Here is an 18,704-nt window from a genome sequence, read left to right on the forward strand (position 1 = left end):
TATGACCGCCGGGGCGGGACGCACCCAACGCGCGACTGGTTTCAACTGTATCGTCTTCGCCTTCCGCGCCTCGGGCCGTGCCCACAAGTCAAACGTCACATGGGCTGGTTGCCGTGATGCTTGGTGGTGCGGCGCGTGCGCTTCTTGCCGCGTAGCAGCCGCAGGGATTCGGCGATGGCCTCGCGCGTCTGCTCGGGGTCGATCATCGCGTCGATCTGGCCGGTCTCCAGCGAAAGGTTGGCGTTCAACGTCTCGCTTTCGTATTCGGAGATGTATTTCTGGCGAAGCGCCTCGACGTCCTGCTTGCGCTCCTTGGCCTTGTGCAGGTCCTTGCGGTGGATGATATTGACCGCGCCAGCCGCGCCCAGAACGGCAATCTGGCTGGAAGGCCAGGCATAGTTGACATCCGCGCCGATTGCCTTGGACCCCATGACGATATAGGCGCCGCCGAAGGCCTTGCGCAGCACGACCGAGACCATCGGCACCTGCGCGTTGGCATAGGCGTAGATGACCTTGGCGCCACGGCGGATGATGCCTGCATGCTCCTGGTCGCTGCCGGGCTTGTAGCCGGGGGTATCCACCAACGTGACCACCGGAAGGTTGAACGCATCGCACAGGCGGACGAAACGGGCGATCTTCTCGCTTGAATCGACGTCCAGAATGCCGGCCTGCTCGTTGGGCTGGTTCGCGACGACACCGACCGGATGGCCCTCGATGCAGGCGAAGCCGACCACCGCGCACTTGGCGTAAAGTGCCTGCACCGGCACGAACTCGCCGTAGTCGACGATGCAACGGATGACCTCGTTGATGTCGTAGGGCTGGCGATCGTTGTCGGGGACGATGGTGGCCAGGCGCTCGGCGGTCTCACGGTCGGCGCGGGTGTCCGCGTAGGCGTAGACCGGAGGCTTGGCGTCCGAGCTTGAGGGCAGATAGGCGAGCACCGTGCGCGCGTAATCGATCGCGTCGGCCTCGTCCTCGCCGAGATAGTGGGCCACACCGGAGACGGTGTTGTGCACCTTGCCGCCGCCGAGATCCTCCATCGAAATCGTCTCGCCGGTGACCGACTTGACCACATCGGGGCCGGTGACGAACATGTTGGAGTTCTGACGGGTCATGATGATGAAGTCGGTGAGCGCCGGGCAATAGACCGCGCCACCCGCGCAGGGGCCGAGAATCAGAGAAAGCTGCGGGATGAAGCCACTGGCCTCGCAGGTCTTCTGGAAGATGTGGCCATATTGCGTCAGCGCCTCCACACCCTCCTGTATGCGGGCGCCGCCGGAGTCGATCAGCGCGACGACCGGAATCTTCAGGTCGAGGGCCATGTCCATCAGATGGCAGATCTTCTCGCCTTCGGCATGGCCGAGCGTGCCGCCACGCACGGAGAAGTCCTGCGCGTAGACGGCGACCTTACGGCCATAGACGTCGCCGAAACCGGTGATGACCGCGGAGCCCGCGACGCCCTTGTTGATGTTGCCGCCGGAGAAGCGGCCGATCTCCTGGAAAGTGCCGGTGTCAAAGAGCAGGTCGAGGCGCTCACGCGCGGTGAACTTGCCCTTGGCGCTCTGACGCTCGTGCGCATGGCTTTCGGCGGCCTGGGCGAGCTCGGCGGCGCGGGCCACGGCGGCGCGAATCGGCTGCTGGTTCAGCGGCTGGCTGCTGGCCATGGCCTTCTCGACCGACGAGGTGGTGAGGATGTCCGTCATCAGCGATCACCCTCCTTCGGCTCGGCTTCCGGGGTTTGCGGAGTGTTCGGGGCATCCGAGGCTTCGGCCTTATCCTTATCCGCCTTATCCTCAACAGCCCCGGACTTCTCGCGATGTTCCGCGCCGTCCACGTCGAGCTTCATCAGCGTGGTGCCGGCGTCCACGGAATCGGACGGACCGACGAAAATCTTCTGCACAGTACCGTTGACGGGCGCGTAGACGTAGTTCTCCATCTTCATGCTCTCGAGCACGGCCAGCAGGTCGCCCTTGTTGACCGTCTGGCCCTCCGCCACGTTGACGCGCGTGACGATGGCCTGCATCGGGGAATCGATGACGCCTGACTTGCCGTCATTGGCCTTGACCTTCTGCTCCACGGCACCTTGGGAGGAGCCACGCAGCGGCTGGGTCGGACGCTTGGAACCGCGGGCGCGGGCGGAACCCATGAGGTTGTCGACGATGTCGCGCGGCACGGTGAGCTTGACGCGCTTGTTGTCCACCTCGATGACGAAGGAGTCGGTCTCCTGCTTCTTGGGCTGCTGCTCCTCGCCGCCGCTCATCGAAGCGGGCTGGCCGCTTCCGGCGCTCTTGGGCTTGCGGTTGAGGTACTTGCGCTCGAGCCACTTGGTATACACAGAGAACGGATGGTCCTCGGCGGTGAATTCAGGGTCGTTGAAGACTGTCTCGAAAAGAGACTTCGGCGTGGGCACGCCCTCGAGGTTGAACTCCTTCAACGCGCGACGCACGCGGGCGACGGCGGTGGGCCGGTCCTGCGCGGTGACGACGAGCTTGCCCATCATCGAATCGAACTTCGGGGAGACCACGTCGCCCACCTTCACGCCGGAATCGATGCGGATGCCGGGGCCGCTGGGCCAATCCAGGCGGGTCAGGGTACCGCCGCTCGGAGTGAGGTTCTTGTCGGGATTCTCGCTGGTGATGCGCAGCTCGAAGGCGTGGCCGTGACTTTCGGGGGCCTGCGTGAGCTCCTCGCCATTGGCGATGTTGATCTGCTCGCGCACCAGGTCGAGCCCGGAGACCTGCTCGGAGACGGTGTGCTCCACCTGAAGCCTCGGGTTGACCTCGAGGAAGTAGACCTTGTGCTGCTCGGTGACCATGAATTCGCAAGTGCCAAGGCCGACATAATCGACGGCGCTGAACAGGCTGCGGGAGTAGCGCTCGAGCTGCTCCTTCTCGCCGTCGGTGAGGAAGGGGGCCGGGGCCTCCTCGATGAGCTTCTGGTTGCGGCGCTGCACGGTGCAGTCGCGGGTCGAGTAGACGGTGAAGTTGCCGTGGCTGTCGCGGCCGGACTGGGTCTCGACGTGGCGGGCCTTGTCGATGAAGAGCTCGACGAAGTACTCATCCAGGTCGCCGCCTTCGAGCGCGTCGTGGTTCATATAGAAGCTGCGCAGCTCATCGTCGTTGTGCACGAGGGTGATGCCCTTACCGCCGCCACCGTCGGTGCGCTTCATCATCACCGGGTAGCCGTTGATCTGAGCGAACGTCAGGAGCTCACGCATGTTGCTGACCGGCTCGGAAAGTCCGGGCACCGGAGGCACGTGGGCGCGCTTGGCCACACGGCGGGCGGTGATCTTGTCGCCGAGGTCGGTCAGGGCCGTCGGGCTCGGGCCGATCCACGTCGCGCCGGCCTTGATGACCTTGTCGGCGAACGAGGCGATCTCGGAAAGATAGCCGTAGCCGGGGTGGACGGCGTCGGCGCCGCTGCGGTGCAGCACGTCGATAATCAAATCCTCGTCCATATAGGAACGGTAGGAATCCCCATGCAGCAGATAGGCTTCGTCGGCCATCTCTACATATTGCGCATCTCTGTCTTGCTCGGCGTAGATGGCGACCGTCGGAATCCCCATCTCATGGGCCGTGCGGATCACGCGCAACGCGATCTCGCCACGGTTCGCCACCAGCAGTTTGTTGACATTTTTGACCATGGTATTAAACGTATCCCTTGGGCCGAACCCCGGTCGAGCATTAAATCCACAAAATCGCCGAGCCGCTTTTGTAGGTTCGCACAAATGCGTTCACTCGCCGGAATTATCCATACAAAGTATTGATATTTGCCCTGTCATCAGTATCAAACCGTCATTCTGTCTAGCTTTGCCACCAATATTCGTCTCACAGCGAAAAGATATACAAAGATAGAAAAGAATAAACAAACTTAGAAAAACATAGAAAAGCCCCAAAACCGGCTTACAGCACCACGCCGAGAAGCCGGAAACCCTTTGCTTCAGGCGAGGACGCCGACGTCGGCGGTTTTCACCACTTGGAGGGTGCCGGATTCGTCTTCGATGGTCAGCGAGGCGTCGGGGTTGAGCGAGACCGCCCGACCCTTGAGGCGCGTGCCGTCAGTGAATTTCGCCTCGACCTCGCGGCCAAGCGTCCAGCAGTTGGCGCGGGTCTCCTCGAGCAGGTTCGGCAGTTCGGTTTGCGGATCGACGGACAACGCGGCCAAGCGGCGACGCAACGAGGTGGCCAAGCGGGCGGCGACCGTATCGCGCATGGTCCGGGAGTCAGGGAGGTTGCGGTAGAGCAGCTGGAGCGAGGTCGAGATTGGGGTGGGCAGCGCGTCGGCTGGCAGGTCGAGGTTGATGCCGATGCCGAACATGACGCCTACGGCTGGCTCGGTAGTCGCGTCTGAGGATTTTGAGGGCTGGGCAGATTCGGCGATACCGTTTGTGGCTCCTGCCTGCTCGGCGTTGGAAGCTTCAGCTGTCGTTGCGGCGTCCTTTGGTTTGACCAAACGATTCATGCCCTCCGGCAATTCCACCAGCTCGGCGAGGATGCCGCCCAGCTTGTGGCCGTCGTGGAAGATGTCGTTCGGCCACTTGAGCATCAGGCTTTGAGCCGGATCAATAGGTTCGGCTCCACATTCCGCGAGCGCACCGTTCAGGGCGTCGAGCGCGGCGAGGCCCGCCGCCATGGTGAACCATCCGTTGAGTTCAGGGTCGGCGACCAGGCACTTGGGCAGGGCCGTGATATACGTAACCAAGAACGACGAGCCCGCCTTGTCGCTCCACTTGCGGCCCAACCGGCCGTGGCCCGCCGTCTGCGCGTCGGCGCATATCGCGGCCATGCGGGGCTTGCCTTCTGCTACGACCTTCAGCGAACCATTGGCCAGCAACTCCCGGCCCAGGATATTCGTGGAATCCACGCCCGCGAGCGCGATGACCTCGTCCGCCGCCCGCTCGGTGCGAGGCATTTCAGGAATCATGGCCTTGGCTTGTTCGGCGAATGTGCCGTATTCCCGCCGAACCGCATCGATGCGGCGGTCGAGAGCGTTGATGTCTGGATTCTGAGTCATAGCAACCACTCTACGCGGAATTCCCCAACCGGCCGACCATAATTCCGTATTCGTGCCTTCGCCAAGACCCTACGATGGTAACCAATCGAACCGGATGACGAGGATGTGGTTTCACACCTCTATATTGTGGACATACATATAAGGTCATGAACAGAATGGGGAGACCACGACTTTGCCGCCGGGCGCATGGTTGGCGAGGCACGGTAGAATCCAAGGCATGAGCAATGCCAACGATTCCGCAGGACTGCGGCCGGACGCCGAGGGCGAGAACGGCCACATGTCAGGCGTCACGCAACCCGAGGCATCGCCCGAAAACGATTCCCCATCAATGTCGCGCGACACGCAAGCGGAAAAGGAAACGGCAAGCGAAGCCACAGATTCCAATGGCCCCAGTAACTCCGGCACGAACGCGACGGCAACGAAACGGCCCGGCAAAGTCAGCGCGACGGCTCGCTGGGGATTGACGGTTTTGGCATGCCTGTGGCTGGCATGGTGCACCGCCATCGGTCCGCTTTACCGACAGTTCGACCTGAACCCGGGCGCGGCCACGCTCAACGCCTTCTCGTGGGTCAACGGCCTGATCTTTGTGCTCACGTTTTGCGCCTACCTTATTGTCGTGGTCGAGCTGGTGCGGTTCGCGCGCGGATTGCGGCTCGTGCCACGGCGCGTCAGCTGGTGGTTCCGACGCACGGTCATCAGGCTGCATCATAACAACGGCCCAGCGCAGCCAGCCGCCATCGTCGTCGATACTTCTTCCGTAACGTCGGCCAGCGAAGTCGAGAAGGTCAACAAAACGGTAATAGCTGGAACGACGGCAACGGCCACGGCCGATACTTCGATAACCGACGGCGACGCGATAGACACTGCAATACATAGGAATGCGGATAATTCCAAAAACGCCGTACCAATCGACGCTACTGCCGCTAAAGACGCCACTTCGTCCGATTCCGAAAACGAAACAGACAAATCCACTGGCTCCAAAAATTCCAAACGCCACCGCCTGCGCAAGTTCGCGCGCAAGGCCCTGGTGTGGTTCAAGCACGTTCTCATGCGCGGCACCGACCGCTGGTGGAAGATCGCGCTGATCCTGCTGGTCTTCTGGCTGTGGGTGCCCACCACGCTCGTCACTGCGTTCGGCGCCGACCTGCGCAGCCAATTCCGCGAGTTCAGCTGGGCCTGGAACCAATGGACCGGCATGAAGGAGCCCTATATCGGCTTCTTCTCGTTCGTCCCGATGGACATCTACCCCACCGCGCATTACCTGTGGCCCTCCGACCCCACCTACCTGACCGACCAGCACAACATCGTGCTGACCATGGTCTACGGCGCGGTGGCGGCGCTCTCACGCTTCTTCACCGGCTCGAACGACTGGGGCATCGTGGCGCTCTCCTCCGGGCAGTTCCTCTTCGCGGTCTTCTGCGTGGCGGTGACGGCCGACCGGTTCTTTAACAGGCCTTGGCTGGATTACGCGACCAAGCAATCCGGGGAAGACACGGGCTCACCCGCATCGGCAACCAGCGCCACGGACCAAACCGCCATCGACCCTCTGCCCAAGATAGGTCCGCTCCCCCGTTTTATCATTCTGGCCTTCTTCATCGTCTGTCCTCTGGTTCTCTTCTCGACCATCAGCCTGACCAAATCGCCGCTCTACGCCTTCGCGTTCATCTGGTGGTTCGCCGTCGGCTATGAGCTGCTCATGACGCGCAACGGCAAGGACAATAACAACAAAGACGGCAAATCCGCCACCTCGCTACGCCGCCAGATACGCGGCCACAGCCTCGTCGCGCTCATCGTCTCGACCTGTGTGATGCTGATCTCCGCCAAATACGCCTGGTACATCCTCATCATCGAAATCGTGATTCTGCTGCTCGCCGACCGCAAGCGCTGGAAGGTCTTCGTTGTCGGCATGCTGGCACCGCTCATCATCGTGCACGGAGGCCTGGCGATGGTGGTCGCCAGCGGCCACGTGATCGGCGGAGACCCCATCGAAAGCCACGGCGTGCAGCTCCAGCAGATCGCCCGCGTGGCCAAACTCAACCCGAAGAGCATCCCGCAGTCCGCACGCGACGAGCTCGCCCCGATCTTCAACCTGGACCAGATGGCCGAGGCCTACAAGCAGCAGGACGCCGACCCCGTGAAATCCTCCGGCATCCAGTCGAAGAAGGTGAGCTACCGCTGGCGCACGGTGACCAAGGCCGACATGGCCAACCTCGACAAGGCCTGGCTTGAGATCGTGAAGGCCAACCCGCGCGTCTCGCTCGACGCCCTGATGGCCAAGAGCTACGGTTATTTCGACATCGCCGACAAGCCCTACATCGACATGACCTATTACGTCTCCAACGACTACGTGCGCAACTCGACCTCATGGATCGGCACCTGGTGCTCCGGCTGGCGGCAATGGGTCACACAGGTGGCCAAGCAGTGGAGCGGGCTGCCGGTGCTCGGGTGGATCATCCACGGCAACTTCTACGTCATCGCCACGCTGCTCATCGGCGCGGCCGAGGTCATCCAACGCCGTTGGCGCACGCTCGCCACGCATATCCCGCTGCTGCTGCTCATGGGGGTCATGATCACCTCGCCGGCCAACAATTTCGAGCGCCACATGCTGCCGTTGGTCTTCCTCTTCGGGTTCATATTGATTACCTTCTGGCAGGATAGCTACGCGACGCGGCAGGCCAAGGCGCAGGAGATTGCGGCGCATAAGGGCAAGGCGACGCATCGAGACCAGACGGTCCTCGTCGAAGCACCCTCCAATCAGGCCGAATCAGGCGATTCTCTTCATACCGGGGCGCAACAAGCTAGAATGAAGGCATGAGCATGCGCAACGTCCCCGATTTCCTAGACCTGGTCGTTGGCATGAGCGGCCCGGACGGCTCCAATGCCGGAGGCGGCAGCTGCGGCAATGACGATAACAACGGTGGCCAAAACGACAATATAACCGCCACTGATCCCCATCAGACCGCCACCCACACTGGCGAACACGCCAATAATAATGGCACCGGCGCCGACACTCGCATCAAGGTCCTCGCGGACATCCAGGACAATCCCTCGCACGCCCCGCATCTCGATATCACCGACAAGGCGACCTTGGAATCCATCGCCTTCGAATGTCTCGCCGACGGCCTGTGCGACGGCCGAGTGTACTCGCTGCTGCATGTGTTGGACTGGCCAGACGAATTCTCCTGCTTCGCCATCGGCGGCACGCAGGCCATAGATTTCGCCACTTCGCGAACGCTCATCGAGCGTAAGGTGCACGACCTAGGCGGGCAATACTGCCTGGTCGGACGCGCCAACGAGCTAACGCTCGCGCTGATCGTCACCCAAGGGGCCGTGACCCCCGAGGTGACCTGCACCGCCGTGATGGAGGCGTTCGCCGACGACCAGCCGGTGTGCCTCGGCCCCACCCGGCGCAATCTCGCCGGAGCGGCGCATTCGTTGGCGGCCACGCTGGCCTCGTTTGAGGCGCTGCCCGCGATCGGCGCGCTTTCAAGGCCGATGCGAGCGGACGACATGCTCCCCGAGCGCGCGCTGATCGGCGACGAGGACGCGGCCGACGAGCTTTACGAGCACGTCTATCGCAGCCTGTTGACCGACAATGACAACGACCCGACGTTGCAGACCGTCTCCACCTTCCTCGACAACGGCGGCTCGTTGGATGTCACCGCCAAGGAACTCAACGTGCATCCGAACACCGTGCGATACCGCATCAAACGCGCGGCCGAATCCACCGGCTGGGACGCCAGCGACCCACGAGACGCCTTCGTGCTGCGCGCCGCCATCGTCATCGGCCGCATCCGCGACCATCATCGCGCATCCGTTCATCACTAATCAACCGGCCCCAGTCATCAATCGCCGCCACACGCCAACCCGTTGCAATCGTGACGCTTATCCGCCTATTAGCGTCACATTTACAACAAAATCTTTAGCCGACTATTGCAATTGTGACGCAAAACCGCCTATTAGCGTCACATCCGCAACAGGCAGGTCGCCCACCTTGCAATCGTGACGCTTATCTGCCCATCCGCGTCACATTTGCAACCGGACCCACTCCCAACCTTGCGATCGCGACGCAAACCTGACCATCAGCGTCACATCCGCAACTGTCCATCGACATCGCGCCAAAACCATCCAACCCCACCTTGCAAATGCGACGCAAAACCACCCATCCCCGTCACATTTGCAACCGGACCCACTCCCAACCTTGCGATTGCGACGCAAAACTGCCTGTCCGCGTCACATCCGCAACTGTCCACCGACATCACGACTAAAACCATCCAACCCCACCTTGCAAATGCGACGCAAAACCACCCATCCCCGTCACATTTGCAACCAGACTCACTCCCAACCTTACGATCACGACGCAAACCTGACCATCAGCATCACATTTGCAACTGGACCCACTCCCAACCTTGCGATTGTGACGCAAAACCGCCTGTTTGCGTCACATTTGCAACGAGTGGACCTACACAGGGGAAATCATTCTCATACTATCCCGGAACTGCCCCGGCGAATCCTGGGCATAGCAAAGGGCTCCGAACCTCATCAGGAGATTCGGAGCCCTTTTAGCTATTCGCCTATCCGCCGTTCTCAGTGAGTCAACGAACCGGCGAATCAGCCCTATCTAAGCCACAGCTCAGGCGAGAGTCGCGATGTCGAGCGGGACACCGGGGCCCATCGTGGAGGTGAGCGTCGCCTTGGAGATGTAACGGCCCTTCACGGTCGCGGGGCGCAGACGCTTGATCTCGTCGGCCACGGCCTGGAAGTTCTCGACCAGAGCCTTGTCATCGAACGACTTCTTGCCGATGATGAAGGAGAGGTTGCCGTCCTTGTCGACGCGGAACTCGATCTTGCCACCCTTGATGTCCTTGACGGCCTTGGCCACATCCATGGTCACGGTGCCGGTCTTCGGGTTCGGCATGAGGCCACGGGGGCCGAGCACGCGGCCCAGACGGCCGACCTTGCCCATCATGTCGGGCGTCGCCACAACGGCGTCGAAGTCGAGGAAACCGCCCTGAACCTTGGCGACCATGTCGTCGTCACCGACCAGGTCGGCGCCGGCCTCGGTGGCCTCGGTGGCCTTGGGGCCACGCGCGAAGACGAGGACGGTCGCGGTCTTGCCGGTGCCGTTGGGCAGGTTGACCACGCCACGGACGAGCTGGTCGGCCTTGCGGGGGTCGACGCCGAGGCTGTAGGTGGCCTCGATAGTCTCGTCGAAACCGCGCTCCGGCATGCTCTTCAGCAGAGCGATGGCCTCGGCGGCGGTGTAGAGGTTGCTGTTGTCGACCTTCTCGGCCGCTTCGCGATACTTCTTGGAATGCTTAGTCATCTCTGTGTCCCCTCTCAGCCTTCGACCGTGATGCCCATCGAACGGGCGGTGCCCGCGATGATCTTCATTCCGGCCTCGACGTCGCGAGCGGAAAGATCGGCCATCTTGGTCTCGGCGATCTCACGGACCTGAGCCGAGGTGACGGAACCGACCTTGTGGGTCAGCGGGTTGTCGGTGCCCTTCTTGATGCCGGCGGCCTTGAGCAGCAGGGCTGCGGCCGGCGGGGTCTTAAGAACGTAATCGAACGAGCGATCCTCGTAGACGGTGATCTCGACAGGAACGACCTGCCCCATCTTGTCTTTCGTCGCCTCGTTGTAGGACTTGCAGAAGTCCATGATGTTGACGCCGTGCGAGCCGAGCGCCGGGCCGAGCGGCGGGGCCGGGTTGGCCTTGCCGGCCTCGATCTGCAGCTTGATCAGCGCAGTGACCTTCTTTTTAGCCATGGAAATGGCTCCTTTTCTTGTCCGTGCGGTGCAATCGGTCGCCTGTAACGCCTTGCGATATATCGAGTAAAAACCTTGGTATATCAAGCGTCACGGGTCTCCTCCCGCAACTGATATTGCTGTGCTGTGCTAGCGGGTCTCCCCTCCAGACACAAGCCTTTCTATTATTCCAGTCCATCGCGACAACGACAATGTTGATTCAGCAATAATTATTGATCAAATCGACAACAACGCACCTGAAACGAACAATGCCGCAGACCTTGCGACCTGCGGCACCTCACTAAAACCTAAACGAAACGGAACTCAGACGATCTTCTCGACCTGGCTGAAACCGAGCTCGACAGGGGTGTCGCGCCCGAAGATGGAGACCAGGACGGTGAGCTTCTGGGTGGCGGGCTCCACGTCGGAGACCGCGCCAGCCATGGTGGCGAAAGGCCCGTCGATGACGGTGACCTGGTCGCCGGCCTTGTAGGAGACCTCGACGGTGCGCTTCTTGGCGGCGGCGGGCTTGTCGCCAGCCTCCTTGAGCGCCTGGGACGAGATCATCGGGGCCATCATCTTGACGACCTCCTTGCGGCTCAGCGGCGCCGGCTCCTTGGTGGGGCCGACAAAACCGGTGACGCCTTCGGTCTCGCGCACGATACGGCGGGCATTCTCGTCGGGCCACATGCGGATGAGCACATAGCCGGGGACGCGCACGCGGGTGACGACCTTCTTGCCCTTGTCGGTGTGCTTCTCGACCTCTTCGAGCGGCACCTCAATCTGGAAAATCTGGTCTTCGAGGCCGTAGCTCTGGATACGCGACTCGACGTTGGCCTTCACGCGCTTCTCATAGCCGGAATAGGTGTGGAGCACATACCACTTGCCGTCCAGGCCACGCAGGCTCTTGGAGAATTCCTCGACGGCCTTGGTACCGGCGTCCTCAACGTTTTCGGTATCGGCGTCAGCGTCAGCGTCGGTGCCAGCAGCGGCGGCATCGGTATCACCCTCAGCACCCTCAGCGGGCTTGGCTTCGGCCGCCTCGGCGCTGTCGGCATCAGCGTTCGCGCCCTCGTCAACGGACTCGGCCGGCTGGTTCTCGGCGGTCGTGGTGTCCTCGGAGGCGGCTGCGGGCTGCGCGGCCTCGGCCGTCGCGGCGTCATCCTGCGGCTGGTCGGGCAGCGCGTCGAGGTTTTCGAGATTCACTTCATTATCCATACTGTTTGTCACCTTAAAGTTTTCTATATCAGCCGAAGATCCAAAGGGTCAGCTTGCCAAGACCCAAATCCATGCCCGTGACGGCGGCCATGAGCAGCACCACGAAAATGAACACGGCGACGGACCAACCGGCCAGCTCTTTGGTGGTCGGCGTGACGACCTTGCGCAGCTCATCGATAATCTGCTTGATGAACAAGCCGATACGCATGAATACGTTCGGTTTGACGCTCTCTTCAGAATCGTGTGCCTTCGCCATATCCGTCCTTCGTTTGGCTTTTCAATACTTGGCAGGGAAGGCGGGACTCGAACCCACAACCTACGGTTTTGGAGACCGTTGCGCTACCAATTGCGCCACTTCCCTAGGTGAACTCTGTCCACGATACTCGAAGCACGAGACCATGCGACATAAACCGCCGAGGTAATAGCTTAGCGAGTTTTCGTCGTTTCGTCCACTCCGTGCGTCGTGTCATCGAAGCGGTGATTCGGGCGACGATACCGAATCGGGTTGGCGCGATTCACGCAGCGCGATCTGTTCAATGCGATTCACGCAGCGCGATTCACTCGATTCGAATCACCGCCCCAGCCAGCAGGATACGGAACCTGTTCAGCCGACCCACACCTTGAACCGGCGCATGCCCTCCGCCAGATCGTCGTCGGCGAGCGCGTACGAGAAGCGCAGGAAGCCGGGGGCTCCGAACGCCTCGCCCGGCACGGCGGCGACGTGGCCTTCGTCGAGCAGCAGGGCCGCGAGATCGGCGGACGTCTTGGCGACGGAGCCCTTGGGACCGACCGGACGGCCGAGCAGCTCACGCACGTCGGCGAAAGCGTAGAACGCGCCCTTGGGCGTGCGGCAGGTAACGCCGGGGATATCGTTCAACGCGGCGACGATAGTCTTGCGGCGCTTGTCGAACGCGGCGCGCATCTGTGAGACGGCGTCGAGCGGACCGGCCACCGCGGTCAACGCGGCCTGCTGCGAGACGTCGGCGACGTTGGAGGTCATATGGCCCTGCAGTTTGGCGGCGGCCTTGGCGACCGGCTCGGGGCCGATGAGCCAGCCGACGCGCCAGCCGGTCATGGCGTAGGTCTTGGCCACGCCGTTGAGCACGATGAGCTGGTCGCGCACCTCGGGCACCACCGCGCCGATATACGCGGTTTTCACGCCGTCATAGGTCAAGTGTTCGTAAATCTCGTCGCTCAGCACCCAGACGTGGTGCTCGACGGCCCACTCGCCCACCGCGCGCATGGTCTCCTCGCTCCACACCGCACCCGTGGGGTTCGACGGGGAGTTGACCATGATCGCCTTGGTGCGCGGAGTTCGCGCGGCCTCAAGCGCCTCGACGCTCGGCTCGAATCCGTGCTCGGCGTCGCTGAAGACCTCGACGGGCTTGCCGCCGGCCAGTTTCACGGCCTCGGGATATGTGGTCCAATATGGTGTGGGGATGATGACCTCGTCGCCGGGGTTGACGATGACCTGCAAGGCCTCGTAGACGGCCTGCTTGCCACCGTTGGTGATGACGACCTGGTCGGGCGATACCTCGTAGCCGGAATCGCGCAGGGTTTTGGCGGCGACGGCCTTGCGCAGCGGGGGCAGGCCCGGCGTCGGCGTATAGCGGTGGTTCTTCGGGTCGCGGCAGGCGTTGGCGGCGGCCTCGACGATGTAGTCGGGAGTAGGGAAGTTCGGCTCGCCCGCGCCGAAGCCGATGACGTCGACGCCGGCGGCCTTCATCGCCTTGGCCTTCGCGTCCACGGCCAGTGTGGCGCTCGGTGCCACGTTATCGACACGGTCACTCAACGTTTGCCAGTCTGCCATTTCGCATCTCCCGCGTTTCGGTGGTAATTACCACCTCAAGACTAGACCGCCGTAGCGAATTGGCCAGACGAACGTGCACATATCGGGATACAGGGTATCGCCGGCAAATCCCATCCCCGACCAAAGTGCACTCATACGTTTGTGCCATATTCAGGCCACTGACGCACTCCCAGTGGCTCATTTCTGGCGCAACCCTACAATTGCGCCATATTTAGGCCACTGACATCGCCTCAGCGGCCTAAATATGGCGCAATTTTCTATAAATTTACAGGAGGACCAGATCGTCGCGATGGACAAGCGGATGGGCGTATTCCTCGCCGAGCAGGCGTTTGAGCTGGCTGGTATCGCGGCCCAAGGTGCGCGGTATCTCCTCGGAATCGAATCCCGAAAGCCCTTTGGCGATATGGTTGCCGCTCTCGTCATCGATCCACACCGGATCGCCGGCGGAGAACTCGCCATGCACCTCCACGACACCAGCGGACAAGAGGCTTGCTTTGCCGCCGAGCACGGCTTCCACCGCACCCTGATCGGCGACCAGCGAACCACGGGGATTCGCGGCGAACCCGATCCACAGGCGGCGCGAGGAATCACGGTGGGCCGCAGGCGCGAAAGCGGTGCCTGTCTGGTTGCCCTCCAACGTGTCACCGGCATGCGTGGCGCTGGTGAGTACCACGGGGATGCCCGACGACACGGCCACGCGCGCGGCCTCAAGTTTGGTGACCATGCCGCCCGAACCGACACCCGAGGTGCTGCCACCCACCGACACCTCGGCGAGCGCCTGATCCACGTCAGGGACGAAATCGATGTGGCGCGCGTCCGGCTGGCTGGGAGGCGCAGTATAGAGACCGTCGACGTCGGTGAGCAGAACCAGCGCGTCAGCACGCACGAGGTTGGCGACCAAGGTAGAAAGCCTGTCGTTATCGCCAAAACGAATCTCGTTGGTGGCCAGCGCGTCGTTTTCGTTGACGATTGGCACCACACCAAGGTTCACGAGGCGCTGCAAGGTGCGTTGGGCGTTGCGATAGCGCGAAGCGTGCATCGTATCGTCGGCGGTCAGGAGAATCTGGCCGACACGCACGCCGAAACGGGCGAACGAGGTCTCGTAATGCTGCATCAGCAGGCCTTGGCCCACGGAGGCGGCGGCCTGCTGGGTGGAGACATCCTGCGGTCGGGAATCAAAACCCAGCGGGCCGAAACCCGCCGCGATGGCGCCCGAGGAGACCAAAACCACAGACGTGCCACGTTGCTTGGCTTTCGCCAAAACCTCAACCAGCGAGTTGAGGCGTTCGACATCCAAATGGCCGGACGGCTTGGTCAACGAGCTGGAACCGACCTTCACCACCACCGTGCGCGCCTGGCGCACCGCATCGCGGACCTCCTGCTCGCCCTGCTCGGTCTTCTGCTGCTTCATATCGTGAACTTACGCCTTGCCCTTGCTTTTGTTGGCTTTATTGGCTTTGGAACGCTTGCCGGCCTTTGCGCTTTTGACGCTCTTGGAACCCGCCTGCGCCGATTCCTCGTCGTCGCGCTGCCTGACCACGGCATTGGCGTCATCATCGGAGTGGCCGGCGAGAATCCCCTGCTCGTCATGTCGATCGTCGTCGACGCTCGGATCGGCCCAGTGACCGATGGAGCGCTCCTCGCGCATGGCCTCGCGCACGGCGGTTTTGGCGTCCATCATCGCGTGGTATTCGCGGCGGCGCTCGACGTTGGTGCGGCGGCGAACTCTGTCGCCATCAGCACCGTCGTCAAGACGCAGATCTTTGCCACGGGCGCCCAACTGAGCGCCGTCAAGCATCTCGGCTCCGGCGGCGATGGTCGGATCCCAGTCGAAGGCGACCTCGTTGCGGCCCGTGCCGATGCGCACCTCGTTGCCCGGCTTGGCGCCATGGCGACGCAGGTCGTCCTCGACGCCCAGCTTGGCCAGGCGGTCGGCGAGATAGCCCACGGCCTCGTCGTTGTCGAAGTTCGTCTGGCGCACCCAACGCTCCGGCTTCGCGCCGGTGACGGTGAACCACACGTTGCCGTTCTTGTCGCTTTCGCGCTCGACATGGAAGTCCTGGGAGGTGCCACGCTCGTCGTCCGCACGGCGGCGACGCCTGTGGGCGTTCTGCTCCAACGGCTTGATGACCACGCGGGCCTCGTCGCGCTCCTGCTCCTCCTCGGCTAATTTCGCGCGCAGCTCGACGACCATCTTGCCCAAAGCGAAGCCAAGCTCCTTCAGGCCCTCGTGCGAGGCGGTGGAGACGATGAAGGTCTTGAGCCCCATCTTCTCGAACTCAGGGCGCACAAATTCCGCCAATTCCTTGGCCTCAGGCACGTCGGCCTTGTTGAGGATGACCACACGCGGGCGCTCGGGAATCGGGATGACGCCAATCGGAAGCTTCAGCTTGCTAGCGTATTGGGCAAGCTCGTTCTCCAGCGCGTTGTAGTCGGAGATCGGGTCACGGCCCGGCTCCAAGGTGGCGCAATCGATGACGTGGGCGATGATCTCGGTGCGCTCGATGTGGCGCAGGAACTCGAGGCCGAGGCCCTTGCCCTCCGAGGCGCCCGGAATCAGCCCCGGCACGTCGGCGATGGTGTAGCGATATTCGTCCATCTTCACCACGCCGAGGTTCGGCACCAGGGTGGTGAAGGGATAGTCCGCGATCTTCGGCTTGGCGGAACTCATCGCGGCGATCAGGCTGGACTTGCCGGCCGATGGGAAGCCGACCAGCGCCACGTCGGCGATGGACTTGAGCTCGAGGATCACGTCGCGTTCCTCACCCGGCTCACCCAGCAGCGCGAAGCCTGGCGCGCGGCGGGTCTTGTTGGCCAGCGCCGCGTTGCCTAGGCCACCCATGCCACCCGCCGCGGCGACGAAACGGTCGCCCGCATGGCGCAGGTCGGCCAGCTCACGGCCGGGGTGCTTCGACTGCCCCTGTGGGCCTTTCGCCTCGAAAATCACCGTTCCCGGCGGCACCGGCAGCACCACGTCGGCGCCCTTGGAGCCGTCCTTGGTGTCGCCGAGACCCATGGTGCCGCTCGCCGCGCTGCGGTGGGGCACGAAGCGGTAATCCAGCAGGCTGTTGGCGTTGCTGTCGGCCATGAAGATGACCGAACCGCCGTCTCCGCCATTGCCGCCGTTCGGCCCGGCGAGGGGCTTGTACTTCTCGCGCTTGATGCCCGCGGACCCGTTGCCGCCGTCTCCGCCCTTGACGTGGACGGTCACTCTATCTACAAAGTCTGTCATGATTCCTTACCATACCGGTGGGTGTTCATCTTGCCACATCCCCGCCGACGAACCCACAAATTATCGTTTTGGGCAAAATGGCACAGTAGGCCGAACGACGATTCGCAAACAAGTCTGGTGAGGAACCATGAACGGGCTATAACGCCTTCACCGTTTCTTCGCACCTATACATATCGCACAAGCGGTTAAGACTATCCCGCTCCTTCGCAGTAAGAGGTCTTAACTGGATAGCAGCACCTGGCGCAAGCGGAAAAGCATCGTTTTCGGCTTCCTCAGCCAACTTATCCATTTCCTGCTCAGTAATATGGAATCTCTCGTAAATCTCTTCTTCGGTTAACATCACCTCATTGTGCCTTTCCATACGCTCTACCTAAGCAGTTGCAGTAGCAACCCGCTTCTTAGCTTCCTCGGCATCCTTAGCGTCCCAGTAATCCCACGCTCGATTGATGGATTCCTGCATCTCGGACGTCATTGGCCTTACTTGGACAATGGAATCGGGGTCTACATGAAAAGTCCCATTTTCCGCCGCCTCAATGCACTCATCCATTTCTTCTCGCGTCATACCGAGCATTTCGCAAATCTCTTCTTCGTTTAACGTCACCTCATTGTGCCTTTCCGTACGCTCTATCTAAGCAGTTGCAGCAGCGACTTGTTTCTTCGCATTCTTGGCGTCTTGAGCGTCCCAGTAATCCCACGCCCGATTAATGGATTCCTGCATCTCAGGCGTCATTGGCCTTACATGGGCAACAGAATCCAGATCCACGTGGAAAGTCCCATTTTTTAGCGCCTCAACAGACTCTTCAATTTCCTGTTCCGTGATGTCAAATTGCTCGTAAATCTCTGCTTCGCTTAACGTCACCACATTGTGCCTTTCCATACGTTCTAACGTCTAAGCAGTCGCAGCAGCAACCTGTTTCTTCGCCTTCTCAGCATCCTTAGCGTCCCAGTACGCCACCGCCCTATTAATCGACGCCCGTACTTCAGGAGTAATCGGCCTCAGCTTAATGAGCGAATCATGGTCCACTGGAAAAGTATCGTTTTCAACTTCTTCAGCCAACTTATCCATTTCCTCTTCCGTAATGTGGAACCGCCTGCATATTTCTTTTTCGTTCATTATTACCTCTCTATAACATTCCAAGTTCTTTTAGTATACCTTTTGTCGGGGGCGTATAAGCATGGAAAATAAGCCACTTGCCATAATCATCAAAAGTTGCAACTAATTCCAACGATCGCCCATATCGGTCAACTCCTATAGCAACCCAACGGTTGGAATTCCCATCCCTTTGACTCATATGAATCATCCGATGCCACGCGGCACGCACGTCGGCATCGGTGATGTCAGGGTGGCGCTGGTGGATGCGCGGGTGGATGATCGGCTCTTCGTTCATGATTCCATTGAAAAGGAAATCGGACGAAAACCGAAGGAAAATCGGGTTATGTGGTCGAACGGTTGGGGTTATCCACATTTGAGGCGTGTCGCGGGGTCAGGCGAAAAGTTATCCACCGGAAATAACGGTGCGCCGAACAGGTTATCCACAAATCATACAGACAGGAAAGAAGTTATCCACAAATCAGACAGACAGATGAGAAGCCATCCACAAACATGCCATCAGAAATCAACCATTTAGGGTCATAGACCGAATACTTTGGCTTATAAAACCCTGGTCAACATTCCCTATAACC

The 18,704-nt window shown here is 61.2% G+C and carries 16 protein-coding genes, 1 tRNA gene and 1 pseudogene; 2 read left to right on the plus strand and 16 right to left on the minus strand.

The genetic code is table 11. From position 1 onward, the window contains the following. Window positions 1–95: 95 nt before the first annotated feature. The 3 genes from OZY47_RS07355 to OZY47_RS07365 form a co-directional block, all read right to left on the minus strand. On the minus strand, window positions 96–1,703 hold the full coding sequence (locus OZY47_RS07355) for an acyl-CoA carboxylase subunit beta (protein WP_277177691.1): 1,608 nt from the start codon (window positions 1,701–1,703) through the stop codon (window positions 96–98). Next, window positions 1,703–3,643 (minus strand): biotin carboxylase N-terminal domain-containing protein, encoded by a 1,941-nt coding sequence (locus tag OZY47_RS07360; protein WP_277177692.1) that lies wholly within the window; start codon window positions 3,641–3,643, stop codon window positions 1,703–1,705. Before OZY47_RS07360 ends, OZY47_RS07355 begins: the two co-directional genes overlap by 1 nt. A gap of 296 nt (window positions 3,644–3,939) precedes the next feature. Further along, entirely contained in the window at window positions 3,940–5,013 is a 1,074-nt protein-coding gene (locus OZY47_RS07365) for a biotin--acetyl-CoA-carboxylase ligase (RefSeq protein WP_277177693.1), read from the minus strand. 217 nt (window positions 5,014–5,230) lie between these two features. On the opposite strand from OZY47_RS07365, the gene OZY47_RS07370 reads away from it, so the two are divergent. Further along, on the plus strand, window positions 5,231–7,828 hold the full coding sequence (locus OZY47_RS07370) for a DUF6020 family protein (RefSeq protein ID WP_277177695.1): 2,598 nt from the start codon (window positions 5,231–5,233) through the stop codon (window positions 7,826–7,828). A gap of 218 nt (window positions 7,829–8,046) precedes the next feature. Next, the gene (locus OZY47_RS07375) at window positions 8,047–8,841 is read left to right on the plus strand and encodes a PucR family transcriptional regulator (RefSeq protein WP_277179219.1); all 795 of its coding nucleotides are present in this window, start codon (window positions 8,047–8,049) and stop codon (window positions 8,839–8,841) included. Window positions 8,842–9,646: 805 nt separating this feature from the next. Here the strand turns inward: OZY47_RS07375 and rplA are convergent. The 13 genes and pseudogenes from rplA to OZY47_RS07440 all read right to left on the minus strand — a co-directional run bounded on the left by rplA (window position 9,647) and on the right by OZY47_RS07440 (window position 18,409). Then, window positions 9,647–10,339, minus strand: coding sequence for a 50S ribosomal protein L1 (gene rplA / locus OZY47_RS07380; protein WP_277177696.1), 693 nt, complete (start codon window positions 10,337–10,339; stop codon window positions 9,647–9,649). A gap of 14 nt (window positions 10,340–10,353) precedes the next feature. Next, window positions 10,354–10,782, minus strand: a complete 429-nt coding sequence (rplK, locus tag OZY47_RS07385) for a 50S ribosomal protein L11 (protein WP_277153139.1) — start codon at window positions 10,780–10,782, stop codon at window positions 10,354–10,356. A 303-nt stretch (window positions 10,783–11,085) separates the two neighbouring features. Next, window positions 11,086–11,979, minus strand: a complete 894-nt coding sequence (gene nusG, locus OZY47_RS07390) for a transcription termination/antitermination protein NusG (RefSeq protein WP_277177698.1) — start codon at window positions 11,977–11,979, stop codon at window positions 11,086–11,088. Between the two features lie 28 nt (window positions 11,980–12,007). Beyond that, window positions 12,008–12,235, minus strand: a complete 228-nt coding sequence (gene secE / locus OZY47_RS07395) for a preprotein translocase subunit SecE (protein WP_277177699.1) — start codon at window positions 12,233–12,235, stop codon at window positions 12,008–12,010. A 29-nt stretch (window positions 12,236–12,264) separates the two neighbouring features. After that, a tRNA-Trp gene (locus OZY47_RS07400) sits at window positions 12,265–12,340 on the minus strand. Window positions 12,341–12,583: 243 nt separating this feature from the next. After that, complete coding sequence (locus OZY47_RS07405) at window positions 12,584–13,789, minus strand: pyridoxal phosphate-dependent aminotransferase (protein ID WP_277177700.1); 1,206 nt, start codon at window positions 13,787–13,789, stop codon at window positions 12,584–12,586. 265 nt (window positions 13,790–14,054) lie between these two features. Beyond that, entirely contained in the window at window positions 14,055–15,200 is a 1,146-nt protein-coding gene (proB, locus tag OZY47_RS07410; protein WP_277177701.1) for a glutamate 5-kinase, read from the minus strand. Between the two features lie 171 nt (window positions 15,201–15,371). After that, window positions 15,372–17,021, minus strand: a pseudogene (obgE, locus tag OZY47_RS07415) (GTPase ObgE); the annotation flags it as partial. A 136-nt stretch (window positions 17,022–17,157) separates the two neighbouring features. Next, window positions 17,158–17,361, minus strand: coding sequence for a hypothetical protein (locus OZY47_RS07420; RefSeq protein ID WP_277177702.1), 204 nt, complete (start codon window positions 17,359–17,361; stop codon window positions 17,158–17,160). Between the two features lie 30 nt (window positions 17,362–17,391). Further along, complete coding sequence (locus tag OZY47_RS07425) at window positions 17,392–17,622, minus strand: hypothetical protein (RefSeq protein WP_277177703.1); 231 nt, start codon at window positions 17,620–17,622, stop codon at window positions 17,392–17,394. Window positions 17,623–17,649: 27 nt separating this feature from the next. Continuing rightward, entirely contained in the window at window positions 17,650–17,898 is a 249-nt protein-coding gene (locus OZY47_RS07430; RefSeq protein WP_277177704.1) for a hypothetical protein, read from the minus strand. A gap of 12 nt (window positions 17,899–17,910) precedes the next feature. Continuing rightward, window positions 17,911–18,135 carry a hypothetical protein gene (locus OZY47_RS07435; RefSeq protein WP_277177705.1) on the minus strand — a complete coding sequence of 75 codons (225 nt, stop codon included), beginning with the start codon at window positions 18,133–18,135 and terminating at the stop codon, window positions 17,911–17,913. Window positions 18,136–18,145: 10 nt separating this feature from the next. After that, window positions 18,146–18,409, minus strand: a complete 264-nt coding sequence (locus OZY47_RS07440; protein WP_277177706.1) for a hypothetical protein — start codon at window positions 18,407–18,409, stop codon at window positions 18,146–18,148. Between the last annotated feature and the right edge of the window lie 295 nt (window positions 18,410–18,704).

The sequence above is a fragment of the Bifidobacterium sp. ESL0790 genome (genome assembly GCF_029395435.1).
Taxonomy (GTDB): Bacteria; Actinomycetota; Actinomycetes; order Actinomycetales; family Bifidobacteriaceae; genus Bifidobacterium.